Source organism: Roseibium sp., assembly GCF_048260565.1.
Lineage (GTDB): Bacteria > Pseudomonadota > Alphaproteobacteria > Rhizobiales > Stappiaceae > Roseibium.
Genome location: NZ_JBLXGP010000010.1, coordinates 143,459 through 159,550 on the forward strand (window position 1 = coordinate 143,459; position 16,092 = coordinate 159,550).

General features: G+C 63.3%; 10 protein-coding genes. 3 read left to right on the top strand and 7 right to left on the bottom strand.

Annotated features, from left to right (window positions below; translation table 11 throughout):
* Window positions 1–39: 39 nt before the first annotated feature.
* Both ACN0SO_RS19465 and ACN0SO_RS19470 read right to left on the bottom strand, forming a co-directional pair.
* A complete protein-coding gene (locus tag ACN0SO_RS19465) occupies window positions 40–1,176 on the bottom strand; it encodes a sugar ABC transporter substrate-binding protein (protein WP_417680390.1) in 1,137 nt (378 codons plus the stop codon).
* A 110-nt stretch (window positions 1,177–1,286) separates the two neighbouring features.
* A complete protein-coding gene (locus ACN0SO_RS19470; protein WP_417680391.1) occupies window positions 1,287–2,021 on the bottom strand; it encodes a FadR/GntR family transcriptional regulator in 735 nt (244 codons plus the stop codon).
* 314 nt (window positions 2,022–2,335) lie between these two features.
* Between ACN0SO_RS19470 and ACN0SO_RS19475 the strand changes: the two genes are divergently transcribed.
* Window positions 2,336–3,487, top strand: a complete 1,152-nt coding sequence (locus ACN0SO_RS19475; protein WP_417680392.1) for a fumarylacetoacetate hydrolase family protein — start codon at window positions 2,336–2,338, stop codon at window positions 3,485–3,487.
* Window positions 3,488–3,518: 31 nt separating this feature from the next.
* Here ACN0SO_RS19475 and ACN0SO_RS19480 read toward each other — a convergent pair whose 3' ends face one another.
* The 3 genes from ACN0SO_RS19480 to ACN0SO_RS19490 all read right to left on the bottom strand — a co-directional run bounded on the left by ACN0SO_RS19480 (window position 3,519) and on the right by ACN0SO_RS19490 (window position 11,477).
* Window positions 3,519–7,790 (bottom strand): translocation/assembly module TamB domain-containing protein, encoded by a 4,272-nt coding sequence (locus ACN0SO_RS19480; protein WP_417680393.1) that lies wholly within the window; start codon window positions 7,788–7,790, stop codon window positions 3,519–3,521.
* A gap of 68 nt (window positions 7,791–7,858) precedes the next feature.
* Window positions 7,859–9,808, bottom strand: a complete 1,950-nt coding sequence (locus ACN0SO_RS19485; RefSeq protein ID WP_417680394.1) for an autotransporter assembly complex protein TamA — start codon at window positions 9,806–9,808, stop codon at window positions 7,859–7,861.
* Between the two features lie 208 nt (window positions 9,809–10,016).
* Window positions 10,017–11,477 (bottom strand): FAD-binding oxidoreductase, encoded by a 1,461-nt coding sequence (locus ACN0SO_RS19490; protein ID WP_417680395.1) that lies wholly within the window; start codon window positions 11,475–11,477, stop codon window positions 10,017–10,019.
* Window positions 11,478–11,632: 155 nt separating this feature from the next.
* Between ACN0SO_RS19490 and ACN0SO_RS19495 the strand changes: the two genes are divergently transcribed.
* Both ACN0SO_RS19495 and ACN0SO_RS19500 read left to right on the top strand, forming a co-directional pair.
* Window positions 11,633–12,325, top strand: coding sequence for a GntR family transcriptional regulator (locus ACN0SO_RS19495; protein ID WP_417680396.1), 693 nt, complete (start codon window positions 11,633–11,635; stop codon window positions 12,323–12,325).
* Between the two features lie 55 nt (window positions 12,326–12,380).
* The gene (locus ACN0SO_RS19500; RefSeq protein ID WP_417680428.1) at window positions 12,381–14,003 is read left to right on the top strand and encodes a thiamine pyrophosphate-dependent enzyme; all 1,623 of its coding nucleotides are present in this window, start codon (window positions 12,381–12,383) and stop codon (window positions 14,001–14,003) included.
* A gap of 71 nt (window positions 14,004–14,074) precedes the next feature.
* On the opposite strand, the gene ACN0SO_RS19505 is transcribed toward ACN0SO_RS19500, so the two are convergent.
* Both ACN0SO_RS19505 and ACN0SO_RS19510 read right to left on the bottom strand, forming a co-directional pair.
* Complete coding sequence (locus ACN0SO_RS19505; RefSeq protein ID WP_417680397.1) at window positions 14,075–15,613, bottom strand: tripartite tricarboxylate transporter permease; 1,539 nt, start codon at window positions 15,611–15,613, stop codon at window positions 14,075–14,077.
* 12 nt (window positions 15,614–15,625) lie between these two features.
* Window positions 15,626–16,057, bottom strand: coding sequence for a tripartite tricarboxylate transporter TctB family protein (locus tag ACN0SO_RS19510; RefSeq protein ID WP_417680398.1), 432 nt, complete (start codon window positions 16,055–16,057; stop codon window positions 15,626–15,628).
* Window positions 16,058–16,092 lie beyond the last annotated feature (35 nt).

Here is a 16,092-nt window from a genome sequence, read left to right on the forward strand (position 1 = left end):
CGGGAATGACTCCGGGGCCGGGTTGGGCTGGAACGCCGCTTACTTCACGTCCGCTTCGGACTGGGACATGATCGCCGGTCCGGAGATGTTCACGCCGCAGGGCGGGAATTCGTTGACGGTGAAGAAGTTGTCCGGCAGGTCGGTCCAGTAGTTCACGCCGTCCTTGAGTTCCGTGTAATCGGCAACGGGCAGGGGCACGGAGATGAGCTGCGGCATGACGTTGCCTTCCAGCGCGGAGATGGCCGCCTTCATGGAGATCGCCACCAGTCCCGGGGACTGCCCGATGGAGATGCCCTTCAGGCCCTTGTCGGCGTATTTGGCGACCAGCTTGCGGTAGCCGTTTTCAGATTCCCCGGCAATCGGCACCATCGGATGTTCCGCATCGAGCATCGCCTGGACCACGCCGGTCGTGCCGCCCTGGGCGATCACCGCGTCGAACTTGCCATGGACGGCAATGGCGTCGGCGCTGACTTTCTGCGCGGTGCCGTCGTCCCAGTTGCCGACCACCTGGATCACTTCCCAGTCGCCGCCGGACGCATCGAGGGCTTCATGGATACCGATCGACCGGTCCCGGTCGACCGAGTTGCCCGGCAGGCCGCGGACTTCCAGGATCTTGCCGGAAGTCTTGCCTTCCGCCTTCAGTTCCTTCAGCACGAATTCCGCCCAGGTGTGACCCATGGCCAGCTGGTCCTCGTTCACCTGCATGACCTTGTCCGTGTCGAGCACGTTGTCGAAGGGCACGATGACCACGTTGTTCTTGTCGGCCAGACGGATGACGCGGTCGAAACCGTCAGGCGAGACGGCGATGGTGACGATGGCGTCGTAGCCCTGGTTGATGAAATCCTCGATGGCGCCGAGCTGTGCCGGGGCATCGGTGCCGGTGGAGACGACCTTGAATTCCTTGATCTTGTCCTTGATCGAGGGGTCTTCCGCGAAAGCCTTCGCGGTCTTGATCATCTGGATGCGCCAGGTGTTGCCGACGAAGCCGTTGACCACGGCGATACGGTAGGGACCGGGCTTGGCATCCCACTGAAAGAATTTCGTCTCGCTGGACCAGGGCTTGAAGCATTGCGGATCGGCGCCCGGGCCGGAGACGGACTTCGGACCGGCAAACGCCATATGTGCAGACAGGGCAAACACAGCCACTGCCGTGGACAGTTTCAGTAGTGCTTTCATCGCTATTCCTCCCACGTGTCGCGCCGTTTCGCGGTTTCCTCCAGCGGGGCCGGCGCCACCCGCTTCCGCGTTTGCAAGTCTGTTGTGAGTTCGGCCGCCTTCCGCGACCGTCAGGCGGTTGCCTCCATCTCGTCGTTGAAATTCCTGAAGCCGGTCATGAGGTGGCCCCGCAGCCGGTACTGGAACGCCAGGCGGTCCCGGGTGCTCAGAGCCTCCAGAACACCCTCATGTTCGGCAAAGGTTTCGGTCTTGAACGTCCGCCGGGTCTTGCCCTTCTGCATGATCCTCAAAATGACCGGTTTCATGACCGTGTAGACATCCAGGATCGCGGTATTGTCGAGGATCGAAACGAGCCGCACATGAAAAGCGAAATCGATCTCGGACGCTTCCTGCAGATCGTGATTTTCGGCGAGTTGCCCGTTGATCCGGTGCAGGTCTTCGAGATCGAGATCTGTCAGCCGGTCGAAGATCTGTTCCGCGGATCCGACTTCCAGCAGATCGCGAAACGCCTGGACGTCCCGGAAGGTCTTGCGGGACACTTCCATGGTGTTGAAGGAAAACAGCTCAAAAGCCCGCGACATCCGGTTGTCGGTGATGGTCGCGCCGATTTTCGGACGCACGTCCACAAGGCCGTAGGCCTTCAGGATGCGCATGGCCTCGCGCACCGTGTTTCGGCTGGCGTTGAACTGCGCACAGAGTTCGCGCTCCGTCGGCAGGTTGTCGCCAACCTTCAGCCCGGCCTCCGCGATGAGTCCGCGTATTTGCCGGACCACGGCATCGACGGCAGACCCGTTTTCCGGGGTCGTTCCCAGCGACACGATGCTCTCGTCCGTATTCAGTGCCATCCCGATACCTTGCTGCCCTTGTTGGGCCAGTTCAGCCTATTTGTTGGACCAAGATTCGTAAGACTGCTTCCCAAGCCTGTCAACACTCTGGAACATTACAGTTCTGATGCGGTGCAAAATCTCGAAATTCAGACATATAAATCCATTTAAATGTCTGAAGGAGGGGATTCCTGTTAAAGTTGAACCGGTTGACCGGTACTTTGAATTGCGCTTATTTGTCCGACCAAATGAAGCAAGGCCATCGCCGATCCGTACAGCCTGCAGCCATCATGCGGGTTACGGCAGCCGGCCGGCTGCGTGTTATGGAGAACTGAATGACTTTCTTTCCGCATGAGCAGGACAAGGGCGGGACCTTTGTCGGGCGTATCTGGTCGCCGGACGCCCAAGGGCCTTCCGTCGTGACGAGCCGGGACGGCATGGTGCTGGACATCACGTCGAAAGCGGCGCCGCTCGTTTCCGATATCTGCGATATGGCGGACCCGGCAACTTATGTTAGGCAGGCGAAAGGTGCCGCCGTTGGGGCACTGGACGAGATCGCGGCGAACAGGCCGGGCGATCTGTCGAGCCCGCATTTCCTCGCCCCGTGCGACCTGCAGGCGGTCAAGGCCTGCGGCGTGACCTTTGCCTCCTCCATGGTGGAACGGGTGATCGAGGAAAAGGCCGCCGGGGATCCGGCGAAGGCGCTCAACATCCGCAACCGCGTCGGCAATGCGATCGGCGTTTCCCTCCGTGATGTCAGGGCGGGCTCCGAAGAAGCGGCGAAGGTCAAGGAGGCACTGATCGCCGAGGGCCTGTGGAGCCAGTATCTGGAGGTCGGCATCGGGCCGGATGCAGAGGTGTTCTCCAAGGCGCAGGCCCTGTCGTCCATGGGGCCAGGCGCCGATGTCGGCCTGCACCCGATCTCACGCTGGAACAACCCGGAACCGGAAATCGTGCTGGCGGTCTCCTCGCGCGGCCGGATCGTAGGCGCGACCCTTGGCAATGACGTCAACCTGCGCGATGTGGAGGGGCGTTCCGCGCTGCTCCTGTCCAAGGCCAAGGACAACAATGCGAGCTGTGCCATCGGGCCGATGATCCGCCTGTTCGACCAGGGTTTCAGCCTCGACGACGTTCGCGCCGCGGAACTGGAGCTGACGGTGACCGGTGAGGACGGTTTCGTGCTGGATGGCTATTCGTCGATGAAGGAAATCAGCCGGGATCCGGAGGAGCTGGTGGCGCAGGCGATCGGCCGCCATCACCAGTATCCGGACGGGCTGGTGCTGTTCCTCGGGACCCTGTTCGCGCCGACCAAGGACCGGAACGAGCCGGGTGGCGGCTTCACCCACAAGCTCGGCGACGTGGTCCGGATTTCATCGCGGGGCCTCGGCTGTCTGGAAAACACCGTGCGGCTGTCGACGGAGTGTCCGGAATGGACTTTCGGTGCGCGGGCGCTGATGCGCAATCTCGCCACCCGGAAGCTTCTGTAACAGGTCCGACCGGTCCGGCCTGTCCGACCCGTCAGTATTCCTTTTCGAAGAAAATGCCGGCCTTGGACGAGCCGTCGGCGCCTGCCTCGCCGCGGGCGCGGAGATGCTTGGTGACGTCGATGTCGATGGTCACCCTGCTGGACCCTTCCTGGGTGCCCTGCTGGACGCCGACGGAGACCTTCTCGCCAAGCCGCTTGCTCACTTCAGCGGTGGTGTTGTTGTCTTCATCGGTGGTGATGTTGATGCTGTCGACCCCGAGGCTCTTGCGCAGGTTTTCCAGCGGGCTCGCGCCTCCCAGGGTCGCCACCGCGCCTGCAAGCTGGGCCACCTGCGCCGCCGACAGGCTTGAGAGGTTCTGGCCGAAGAGGAGCAGGGCCAGGACCTCCTCCTGCGGATAGGCGGGTGAGGATGTGAACGAGACGTCAGGATTGGAGGCGTTCCCCTCGATGCCGACCGTGATCGTCGTACTGCTTGCCGTCGTCGTGGCGGCGAAATCGAGCAACGGATCGAAGCTACCGAGGAAGGTGATCCGGCCTTTGGTCAGCGTCAGCAGGCGGGACAGGATGGAAAGCGTGCCGTTCTTCAGCGTGAAGGCACCGGTCGTGACCGGATTGGCGGACGTGCCCGAAATCCGGATGCGACCACCAAGTTCCACCTGAAGACCGCGGCCGCGTACGAAGATCTGCCCCGGTGCATTGACGTCGAGGTCGAGCGCAACGCCGCCGCCTGAAGACTTGCTACCGTTGTCGGCCGTCAGGCTTGCCGTCTGCCGGGCGACGTCCCGAGGTGCGTTGATATGCTTGACGTCGACCGGGGCAAGTGTGGTTGCGAGCGAACTGGGGATGGTGACGTCGGCCCTTTGGATGAGGATGCTGCCGCCGATTTTCGGCATGACCGCGAGGTCGCCGCTCAGGGTCAGGTCGGCGGTCAGTTTGGCGGTGACAATCCGGCCGTCGGTGTAGGTGCCGTCGTTGATTTTCAGGTTGAGGTTTGCCGGAAGTGATCCTCCCAGCCCGATGCTGCCGGAGGCGGACAGAGTGCCGCCCGCGCCGATGGTGCCGGTGAGGCTGGTGATCTCGATCCGGGTCGTGTCGATCTTTGCCGTGGTCTCGATCGACTTGACCACCAGGCCTGTGTTCAGGCTCACCGCGGTGGCGTCGCGGGTGGTGACCTGGCCGCTGAACGCGGGCTTGGCGGTCGTGCCGCCGATCTTCAGGTCGACGGCTGCTGCGCCGTCGAGGCGCAATCCCGATTGGGTGAGGGCGCGCTGGGCAAGCGCGAAAGGCAGGTTGCCGGTCACGCTCATATTCATGGCCTTTGAGCCGGCGATCTGAACCGATCCTTCCGCGGTCAGCCGGCCGTCGGCACCGACGCTCAGGATACTTTTATGGGTCACGGCCGAATTGGCAAATCGGCCGTCGCTCTTGAGATCGGCATTCGGCAGGCCAAAGCCGGAGAGGGCGGAGGTTTCGAGGCCGTTCCAGGCCATCGACCACGCGGCGACGGGGGCGGCGGTCGTGCCGGAGACATCCACCTTGCCGGTGATCGTGCCGCCAAAGCGCATGCCGGGTGCCGCCAGGTCCACAAGTTCGGCGGGGACCTTCTCAAGGCCGACCTTGATATCCAGCTTGTCGCCGACGGTTCCGGCGACGGTCGCCTTGCCGGAGCCGAGCAGCAGCGTCACCTTGTCCAGGGTGATCGGACCGTCGTTCGGCAGGACCACGCGCGCGGGCGATGCCAGGCTTGTTTCCTGGCCCTGGTAGACGCCCTTGGCCTTGTTCAGGGTCACGGCGATGCCATCCGGCATCTGGGCGACCTGTCCTGCGAGCGACAGCTTGCCGCCGTCCAGCAGGGCGTCGGTCTCGAAGTCGGTGCCGTCGGCCGTGCCGGAGGCCTTGGCGGTGAGCTGTTCCACCGTGGTTCCGCCGGCAACGATATTGGAGGCGGTCAGCGTGCCGCCGATATGCGGTGTGTTCAGGAAGTCGGCGATCGTTGCCTTGAGATCCGCTTGTCCGAGGGTTGCGGCATCGCTGACGATCTTCCTGCCGGTGGCGCTCACACGGGCAACCGGCACACCGCTTTCGCTGGAAAAATCGATGGTCGCGTCAAGCGCACCTGCGAGCTTCTGCAGGAGCAGGGGCGCGATTTCGGCAAGATCCGGCAAGGTGATCGCGAGCGATCCGGATGGCTTTCCATCGCCGTCAAGGGCAAGCGCGCCGGTAATCCGGCTCTGACCGGTCGTGAGTTGGATGTCTTCGATGCGGCGGGTGCCGGTTTCATCGGAGGAAAATCCGGCATGGCCGGTCAGCGGCTGATCCCGGAAGGTCGCGCCGATGTCGATGGTGCCGGCCGGTTTGGTGAGCGACGCGGTCAGGTCGGCGGAGACTGTCAGCTCCTTCACAGGCTCGCCCTGCATGGTGAGCTGCCTGGCTGTCAGGTGCGCGGTCACCTTCGGCGCCTCGATCGGTCCGTTGGCGGAAGCCTCGAGATTTGCGCTGCCGGTCAGCGCGGGGTCGATCAGGGCAAGGTCTGCCAGGGCGGCGGTGGTCGTCGCTTCGATGTCCTTGAGATCGGACGTGCCGGTGATGGTTAGGTCCAGCCCGGTCGCAACAAGATGCAGGTCGTCGGCGGACAGCGTGCCGTCCTTGTCCCTGGAGAGGCTGCCGGTCAGGGACGAGCGTCCCTGCAGGAGTTTGTCTGCGCGGGGATCGCCAAGGGCGAGATCCATTCCGGTGCCGTCGATCTTCACGGTCGCGGATCCGTCTTCCGGTACGGCCTGGACCTTGAAACCTGCCGACAAGGAGCCTGACAGATCCCGGCCAGCGAGCGCGGACAAAGCGGCGATATCACCGAGCATCAACTTGGCGTCCGCATTGGCTTCCTCGGGTGCGAAGAGGCCGGTCAGGGAGGCCTGCAGCGCCGGGTTGTTTATGGCGAGAGCGCGGACGTCGACCCAGTTGCCTGCCCCGGCTATGAGTTCCGCCGTTGCCCGGGTCGAGCCGGTGAACGCCTCGAAGCGGGGATCGCTCACGGAGCTGATGTCGGCGACAAGATCGAGGGTGGCGGGAACCTTCAGCGTCTCCATGACCAGGTTGGCTTCCTGGCCTCTGGCGTCGAGGCTTAGCGATGCCATGGTGCCGTGCCGGCTGGCGAGGTTCCGTCCGTCGATCTCCGCGCTCCAGTCGGCGTTCTCCGGCTTGCCGCTCGCCTTGGCCGTCAGGGTCAGTTCGGATGCGGAGAGCGTATCGCCGTCGAACGTCAGAGACACCGGTGTTTTCAACCGGGCCGAGACATTGGCGGACAGGGTTTCCGGTGTTTCCCAACCATCCGCCGACAGGGCGAAGGCCGCGGTCTCGGCATTCACACGCAGGTTCAGCGGCTTGAAATCCCGGTCGAAGGCCACGGTTCCCTTCGCCTGCGCGGCGCCGGCAAAAAGCGGCCGGACAGCTTCGGGCGTCAAAGGTTCCAGTTGACCGCTCAGGTCGAAGTCCAGGTGGCGGGTGACGGCGCCGTTGGTTGTGGTTTCCGTGAGCCCGGCCTTGCCGGTTACGGTCTGAACGCCATCCAGGGCAATGGCGAGATCCGCCGCCCAGTTCTGAAGCGGACCGTCTCCTTTCAGGGAGACGTCAAGGGCCGGCAGTTCGCTGACGTCTAGCAATCGCGCGAGCAGGCCGCCGCGTGGTTCGCTTGCGGAAAAGTCCAGTTTGAAGCTTTGCGTTTCGGGCAGGTACCCGACTGTGGCCGTCAGATTTCCTGCCTTATCGTCGTCTCGCCGGATGTTCGCGTTTGCTGCAAGGCTCATGGTCGCGGCATCGAACGCGAAGGACCCGTCGGCGGTCAGGCGCACCGGCGTTCCGGCGATATCCGAACCAAGGCTGATTTCCCGGACCTGCAGCTTGCCCAGTGTGATGTCGATGGGAAGGGCCGGCACGGAGGCCGAGGATGTCTCCTTCTCCGTTTCAGAGGTTGCAGGCCGGGGTTTGCGGTCGACCGCCACGCCGGCGATGCCGATGCTGTCGATGGAGAGGCGCCCGCCCAGCAGCGCCAGCGGATGCCACTTGGCATCGATGCCGGTCACCTGAAGCCACGGACCTTCGCTATCGGAGACGCGGACGCTGTCCAGGCGCAGGTCTCCGCCCCAGCCGAGCTTGGGCGGGCTGAGCTCGACGGTCATATCGGGACCGGAGAGCGCGCTGTTCGCTACAGAGGCGATCAGACGGCCGCCGGGGGCTGTGTGCAGAAACGCAACGGCTGCCATGGCCAACACGACAATGCCGGCAACGCTCCAGACAAGGATTTTCAAGAATCGGCGCATGACCTGAAGTTTGAACCAGAATTGCGGTTAAAAAGCGTGTACTTGAAGGATTCCGTTCAAAACGCCTGGCTCAGGCCCACGTAGATCGCGAAATCCGGATCGTCCTTGTCCGGCGCAAGCGGCACGGCGACGTCGAGACGCAACGGCCCGATCGGCGAGAAGTACCGGAGGCCGACGCCGACTCCGACCTTGAGTTCTTCGGAAAAGTCCGGGAACTGGCTGCTGTAGGCAGCCCCGGCATCAACGAAACCGACGGCGCCGAAGCTTTCCGTGATCCGGGTTCTGATCTCGGTGGATGTTTCGAAGAAACTGCGTCCGCCGATGACCTCGCCGGAAACGCGCGGACCGACGTTGCGATAGGCGTAGCCGCGAACGGAACCGCCGCCACCGACATAGTAGCGGCGTGACGGTGCAACATCGGAAAGGCTCGGCGTCAGGATGCTGCCGCCGGCGATACGGTTGGCGAGGACGAAGCGGTCGGATCCGTTGAACGACCAGTAGGTCGACAGGCTCGCCTTGGTGAAGGCCATGAAACCGCCGGTTTCCGCATCATAAGCAGGTTCGGCATGGAAAGTGGCGCGAAGGCCGCGTGTAGGGTTCAGGATGTTGTCGCGGCTGTCGTAGGCAATGTCTCCGAAAACTCCGAACAGGGCGTAATGGTTCGGCCCGAGCACATCGGTTTCCCGGCTGTATTCGAACTCCGTTCCGACAGCGTAGGTCAGTTTGTCGGTCGGCCTGTTCGTCAGTTTCATACTGCCGAAGACGGCGCGGCTTTCATACGCCTCGGGATTTTCCCGCTTGGCGCCGACGGTTGCGCTGAAGCTGGTGGTCGGACCAAAGACGCCGGGCTTGGTGAAGACGACCTGCGTGGAATATTCCATGTCGCCGTAGTCGCCGTTGACGATACGCCCGACGGAGCCCTCGAGGCTGAGCGTTTCTCCGGCGCCGAACAGGTTTCTGTGCCGCCAGTAGGCTTCAAGGCCGATCCCGTCAACGCTCGAGATGGTGCCGCCACCGCCGATGACGTGGCGTTTGCGTTCGGCGACCTCGATCGTGATCGGCAGGTTGCCGGCACTGTCGAGACGGTCCGCCTCGATCACCCGGACGCTGGCAAAGATGCCGAGATCGCGCAGGCGCTTGGCGGCCCGGCGCAGGATCGCCGGGTCGTAGCGGCTTCCCGGTTCGATTTCCGCCTGGCGAATGATGAAATCCGTCTTGGTTTTTTTCTGTCCCTGGACCGTGATATGGCCAAAGGTCGCGGCCGAACCGGGGTTGGCCGAAATCGTCACGTCGAGCCGGTTGCTGGCGTGGTCGGCGATCACGGAGCGGTCGGCGATTTTCGCCAGCGGATAGCCCTGATCCTTCAGGTCGGCAACGATCCTGCTTTCGGCCTGAAGAATCTTGTCCGACAGGGCGGGTGCGCCGGGCACAAGACCATAGTTGGTCGGATCGAGCGTTGCCGCCGGGGTGCCATCGGAGGCCAACTGGCGGATGGAGACGGTGCCGAAATGGAACTGCGGTCCGGTCATGACATGGATGACGACCGGAACCGGGGTGCCCGCGCGCCGGTTGACCTCTCCCGCTTCGACCGCCGCCTGAAGCGGCTTGCCGGCGATGTCGATATTCACAGTGCCGCCGTAGAGGCCCTTCACGTAAAGCAGCGCGATCAGCTGTTGCTGGTCGCCCAAAGCCCTGGAAATGAGGCCCGGCGAGCCCGATGGAGGCGTGTCCTGCTGCTGGATCAGCTGGGAGGTTTCCATGAGGGCCTTTTCCAGGTCCTTGTCGCCGCCGGAAACCGTCAGCGTGGCCGCATAGGGCAGCGGATCTGGAACCTCGTTGACCACTTCTGGCTTGTCGCCCTCAAAGAAGCGGAAACCGAAGAGTTCGAAGGCCTGGGCGGAGGGCGCACTTATCCATCCGCCGCAGAAAATCACTGCGATGGCCAAAATCGCCGAAGAGGTTTTGTCGGCGCGGCTTTTACGCGCACGCCTCTGCAGACGTTTCATGCCGTCGAACACGCAACTCCAAACACATGCGTTGATCTCGCCAAAGCCCGATAATCGGCTTCCTACCGGCGTGATAACCATCCCAACGCAATTTTAAACAAGAAATCTATACTGAAGTAATAACCGCCATGCCAGTGGCGGTCCCGGCCGGAAAATTTTCGTTTCGGCGTTCAATGGCGGAGTTCTGCGGTATTGCGGCGCAATATTGTCAGATCTCCGGAGGAAGAAGTTTTCCCGGATTCATAATATTTTGCGGATCTAGCGCCTTTTTTATCGCATGCATGACGGAAACCTGGGCGGGTTCCTTGAGCTTTTTCATCACTTTCAGCTTGCTCTGGCCGATTCCATGTTCGGCGCTGAAGGACCCGTTCAGACGGCTCAGGGCGGCGTAGGCAATGGTACTGGCTTTTTCCAGCGGGAGCTCTTCCCAGACGGAGCCTTCGGCCGCCGCCAGCGCGTAGTGCAGGTTGCCGTCGCCCAGATGGCCGACGGTCAGCGGCAGAAAGCCCATCTCCCGGGTCGCCGTGTCGATCTCCTCGACGAAGGCCGCGATCTTGGCCAGCGGCAGGGAAATGTCGAGATGGTAGGACGGACCGAACCTGGTAATCGCCTCAAGGGTCGATTCGCGCATGCGCCACAGGTCCCGGCGCTGCTGTTCTGAGCGCGCAAGCATGGCGTCGAGGACATGACCTTCCTCGATCAGGTCTGCAAGGATGTCCATCAGGTCGTTCTGAAAGCGGATCGAGCCGTCTTCCATGACCTGTGCATCGGCCGGCCGGCTGGAGGCCACTTCCAGCAGAATTCCGGTTTCCGCAGGCTCCTGAAGCGGCGGACGCATGTCGGGAAAGGCCGCCAGGATCGCGTCGACCGTTTGCTTGGGCATGTATTCGAAGGCTTCGACCGCGCTGCCGGTCCGGTCCTGGATGGTGTTCAGGATCCTGATCGCGGCTTCCATCGAGGCGACCGACAGGAAGGCGGTGGCGCGGGCGCCGGGTTCGGGAAACAGTTTGAACACCGCCGCCGTTATGATGCCGAGGGTTCCTTCCGCGCCGATCAGCAGGTCCTTGAGATCGTAACCGGTGTTGTCCTTGCGCAGGCCCGTCAGAGCGTTGATGACCGACCCGTCCGGCAGGACGGCTTCGATGCCGAGACACAGTTCGCGCGTATTGCCGTAGCGCACGACGTTGGAGCCGCCCGCGTTGGTGGAAAGATTGCCGCCGATGGTGCAGCTGCCCTTGGCGCCGAACATGAGCGGGAAGATCAGGCCGTGCTCCAGCGCGCGTTCGTGCAGGGTTTCCAGGACGACGCCGGCTTCCGCTACGACAGTGCGGCCTTCCGGGTCGAGCGAGCGGATGGCGTTCATGCGGGTGAGAGACAGGATAACCGAAGGCTGACCGGCAATCGGCACGCCGCCGCCACACAGACCCGTCCGGCCGCCTTGCGGCACGACAGCGACGCCCGCCGCCGCACACAGTTTGACGATGGCGGAAACGTCATTCGTGCTTGCGGGACGCACAACGGCGATGGTGTCACCTGTGTGCTGCTGCGTCCAATCCGTGGTGTAGGTGGCGGTGTCCGACGCTTGCGTCAGGACATTTTCTGCTCCGACGATATCCCGGAGCCGGAAAATCAGGAGGTCCGAGGTGGCTGAATCCGTTGGGTTCGACATGGTCGGAACGCACTCCATGCATTGTCCGGGGTGAAAGGGGGTACGGACGGAGCCGTTCGAAAATCAAAACTAACATTCAACATGTCAGATTGCCTTGTCAAGAACCATGTAACATACTAGTTTTGATGGCGAGTGAAGAAAGAGGTGTCTGAACCTTGAAACCGATCGAGCAGCCGAAATCCCTGATGGAAGCCACCGCCGACCAGATCCGCGAAGCGATCGTGTCCGGTGAATTGCCGCTCGGATCCAAGCTGTCCGAGCAGCGCCTTGCCGATATCCTGGGCGTCAGCCGGTCACCGGTGAGGGACGCGCTCGCCTCCCTTCAGACCGAGGGGCTGGTGAATATTTCCGCCAAGCGCGGGTCTTTCGTGTTCACGCCCGACCTGAAGGACGTGGACGATCTGTGCGAATATCGCGCCGTTCTGGAAGCGGCCGCCCTGCGCATGGCGCTTGCCCGCAACCCGGAAGCGCTGGTTTCGGGCATGTCAAAGAGTGTCGCGGAGATGCGGGCGGCCCTGGAGAAGCAGGATGTGCGCCGCTACACCCGCGGCGACCTGCAGTTTCACAAGGCGATCATCGAGACATGCGGAAACCGGTCTATCGCTCAGGCCTATGAACGCACCATCAGCCCGGTGATGGCTTTGCGCACCCATCTGTTCACGATCATGGATGCCACGCTCGGCAGGTCGATGGAGGAACATGCGGGCCTCGTGGATGCCTGCCGATCCGGCGATGCGGATGAGGCCGTGCGGCTGCTCGAAGAGCATGTGAGCCATCTGGTCGACGCCTTTCGCGCGGCACTTGCCGATCAGGAGGCGGAGCCGCCGCGCCGGACCGCCCGCCGGTAATCCGAATTGAAATGCATCTGCAGCCACTCCGCCGAGAGCGGCGAGCCCGGAGGACATAGACGTGAGAAAGACGACCGCTGACATCATGGTGGACGCACTCGTCGCCCATGGTGTCGACACCATGTTCGGAATTCCCGGCGCCCATTGCTACGAGCTTTCGGATGCGCTGGCACGGCGCTCGAACGATATCCGCTTTGTCCATTCCCGCCACGAGCAGGGCTCGGGCTACATGGCCTACGGTTACGCCAAGTCGACGGGCAAGCCGGGGGTGTTCTCCGTCGTGCCGGGGCCGGGGGTTCTCAATGCCGGGGCGGCCCTGTGCACCGCCTATGGCGGCAATGCGCCGGTGATGTGTCTCACCGGCAATATCATGTCCCACCTGATCGGCCAGGGGCGCGGGCAGCTTCACGAGCTTCCCGATCAGCTGGCGACGCTGCGCGGGCTGACGAAATGGACGGAGCGGATCGACCATCCGTCCGGCGCTGGAGATATCATGACCCGGGCCTTCCGGGAGATGCTCTCCGACCGGCAGCGCCCGGTCGCAGTCGAAGTGCCCTGGGATGTCTTTGGCCAAAAGGGACCGGCATCGGAAATCGAACCGGCCGAGCCGCACCGCCCGCCGGTCGATCCGGACAGCATCGAGGCTGCGGCGGAAATGATCGCGACGGCAAAGAACCCGATGATCATGGTCGGCGGCGGCGCACTTGAGGCCGCAGCCGAGGTGCTTGCGCTTGCGGAAAAGATCCAGGCGCCGGTCGCCTCCCACCGCAGCGGCCGCGGCATTGTCTCCGACGACAATCCCCACGCGATCAACCTGATTGCAGCTTATGACTATTTCAGGGAATGCGACCTGCTGATCGGGATCGGTAGCCGCCTGGAGCTGCAGTACATGCGCTGGCAATGGCGGCCGCAGGGGCTGAAGGTGATCCGGCTGGATATCGACCCGACCGAAATGGTGCGCCTGAAGCCGGATCTCGGCATCGTGGCGGATGCCGCCGAGGGGGCTGCAGCGCTGACCGCGGCGCTGACCGGGCACAAAGCAGAGAACCGGACGGCGAAATTTCAGGCGATCAGCAAGCGTGCCCGGGAAGCTTCGGAGGCGATCCAACCACAGATGGACTATCTCGATGCAATCCGCCGCGCCCTGCCGCGCGACGGCTTTTTCGTCGAGGAAGTCAGCCAGATGGGTTTCACCGCCCGCTTCGGCTTTCCGGTCTACGCGCCGCGCCAGTATGTGACCTGTGGTTACCAGGACAATCTCGGCTTTGGCTACAACACCGCGCTCGGCGTCAAGATCGCCAATCCGGACAAGCCGGTGGTTTCGGTCTCCGGCGACGGTGGTTTCATGTTCGGCGTCCAGGAGCTGGCGACGGCGATGCATCACGGCATCGGCGTGGTCGCGGTCGTCTTCAACAACAGCGCCTACGGCAATGTGCGCCGCGACCAGATGAATGTCTTCGATGGAAGGCTTCTGGGTGCGGACCTGACCAACCCGGATTTCGTCGCGCTGGCGCGCAGCTTCGGCATGGCGGCGGAAAAGGCCGAAACGCCGGAGGCGCTGGAGACGGCTGTTGCCAGGGCGCTTGCCTCGGGTGGCCCGGCGCTGATCGAGGTTCCCGTTCAGCGCGGCTCGGAAACGTCGCCCTGGCCGTTCCTGCATCCGGCGCCGCACAGCTGAGGCCTGTCCAGGTAAAAAATTGAGAAAGGGTCTGAGGGATGTGGTCCCTCAAGCCCCTCATCTTGCGGGCGTCAGTCTATGACCGCGCCTTCTTCTTCCTTGGCCATTTTCATGCGGCCCTTGAGGACCTTGCCCAAGACCATGGGCAGCACGAAGCCGATGACGGCGAGGCTCCACAGCGCGATCGATAGCGGACTGTCGATCAGGGTCAGCCAGTTGCCGTTGTCGATGGTGATTGCCCGGCGCATGTTGCTTTCCATGGCGTTGCCGAGCAGCGTTCCGAGGATCACCGGGACAAGCGGCACGTCCAGCTTGCGCAGCACCCAGCCCATCACGCCGAAGCCGACCATCACCAGCAGGTCGAAGGACGAGCCGGAGATGCCGTAGATGCCGACGAAGCTGACCATGGCGACAATCGGCATGAGGATGCGCGGCGGCACCATCAGGACGCGGGTGAACAGGCCGATCATCGGAATGTTCATGGCGAGCAGCATGAAGTTCGCGATGAAGAGCGCCGCGATGAGGCCCCAGACCACATCCGGCTGCTGGGCAAAGAGCAGCGGGCCGGGTGTGATGTTCAGCGACAGGAGGACGGCGAGCAAAACGGCGGTGGTGCCGGAGCCGGGCACACCGAGCGCAAGCATGGGCACCAGCGCGCCGCCGGCCGCTGCATTGTTGCCGGCTTCCGGAGCCGCGACGCCGCGGGGATCACCGGTGCCGAAGGTGCCTTCCTTGTCGACCAGCCTCTTTTCCATGGAATAGGAAATGAACGATCCGAGCGACGCGCCGGCACCAGGCAGGACGCCCGCAAGAAAGCCGAGCGCGCTGCTGCGCAGCATCGTCGGCGTGCATTGCTTCAAAAGCGCGAACGACGGGACCAGCCGGCCGATCACGATTTTCTTGCCTTCCGCATCCGCCGAGCCGTGCCGGTGTTCCAGGAAGATGAAGACTTCCGACAGGGCGAACAGGCCGACGATGGCGACCAGGAAGTCGATGCCGTCATAAAGATGGACTTCGCCGTATGTGAAGCGCGGCACGCCGGTCTGGGTGTCGACACCGACCATGGCGAGCCCGAGGCCGAGAGCGGCGGCGAAGGCGGTCTTGGCCTGGTTGGTCGAGGCGACGCCGCCGAGTGTCGCAAAGGCCAGCGTGAACAGGGCGAAATATTCCGCCGGTCCGAACAGCAGAGCGATCTTCACGAGCTGCGGCGCCAGCAGGATCAGGCCCCAGGTCGCCAGAAACGCACCGACGAAGGAGGCGATACCCGATAGCGACAGAGCTTCGCCGGCGCGCCCCTTCTGGGCCATGGGATAGCCGTCGAGACAGGTCATCATGGCGGGTTCGTCGCCGGGAATGTTCAGGAGGATCGAGGAAATCCGGCCGCCGTACATGGCGCCGTAATAGACGGACGTCAGCAGGATCAGGGACGGGGTTGCGCCGAGCCCGAGCGTGAAGGCGAGCGGGATCAGGATTGCGACCCCGTTGGAGGGCCCGAGGCCGGGGAGGGCGCCCATGATGGTGCCGAGAAAGCAGCCGAGCAGGGCGAGCAGCAGGTTCTGCCACGTCAGGGCAATCGCGAAACCGTCTGCGAGAGAAGAAAGGGTATCCATGACGGTGCTCCGTTAAAACCCGAGCGGTCCGCGGGCGAGGGACAGGCCGAGGGCCAGATGGAAGACGGCATAGATCCCGAGCGAGGTCAGGGTGCCTGTCACCAGCGATCCGAGCGGTGACGTGCCCAGGCGCCAGGTGAGGTAGCTTGCGGCAACGGCGGTCGCGATCACGAAGCCGATCTCGGGCAAGGCCAGTGCGTAGACGACCATGACGCCAATGGCTGCGGCGATTTCCAGAAACCGGCCGAGCGGCGGCCAGTGCGGTTCCGCATCGGGCTTCAGGAAGATGGCGATGGAGGCCAGCGCGAGGACGCCGGCAATGATCAATGGAAAGGCCTTCGGCCCGACCGCGTCGGACAAGAAGCTTTCCTGGATGATCAGGGCGGACCAGGCGTAGCCGATGGACAGCAACAGGCCGACGACCCCGAAAATACGGTCGCTCATGACGTTAATTCCTCCCCGGATACAGGCTTGCGCCT

Coding starts and splice junctions, on each gene's coding strand:
- ACN0SO_RS19465 (WP_417680390.1), bottom strand. CDS start 1,176: ATGAAAGCACTACTGAAACTGTCCACGGCAGTGGCTGTGTTTGCCCTG.
- ACN0SO_RS19470 (WP_417680391.1), bottom strand. CDS start 2,021: ATGGCACTGAATACGGACGAGAGCATCGTGTCGCTGGGAACGACCCCG.
- ACN0SO_RS19475 (WP_417680392.1), top strand. CDS start 2,336: ATGACTTTCTTTCCGCATGAGCAGGACAAGGGCGGGACCTTTGTCGGG.
- ACN0SO_RS19485 (WP_417680394.1), bottom strand. CDS start 9,808: ATGAAACGTCTGCAGAGGCGTGCGCGTAAAAGCCGCGCCGACAAAACC.
- ACN0SO_RS19490 (WP_417680395.1), bottom strand. CDS start 11,477: ATGTCGAACCCAACGGATTCAGCCACCTCGGACCTCCTGATTTTCCGG.
- ACN0SO_RS19505 (WP_417680397.1), bottom strand. CDS start 15,613: ATGGATACCCTTTCTTCTCTCGCAGACGGTTTCGCGATTGCCCTGACG.
- ACN0SO_RS19510 (WP_417680398.1), bottom strand. CDS start 16,057: ATGAGCGACCGTATTTTCGGGGTCGTCGGCCTGTTGCTGTCCATCGGC.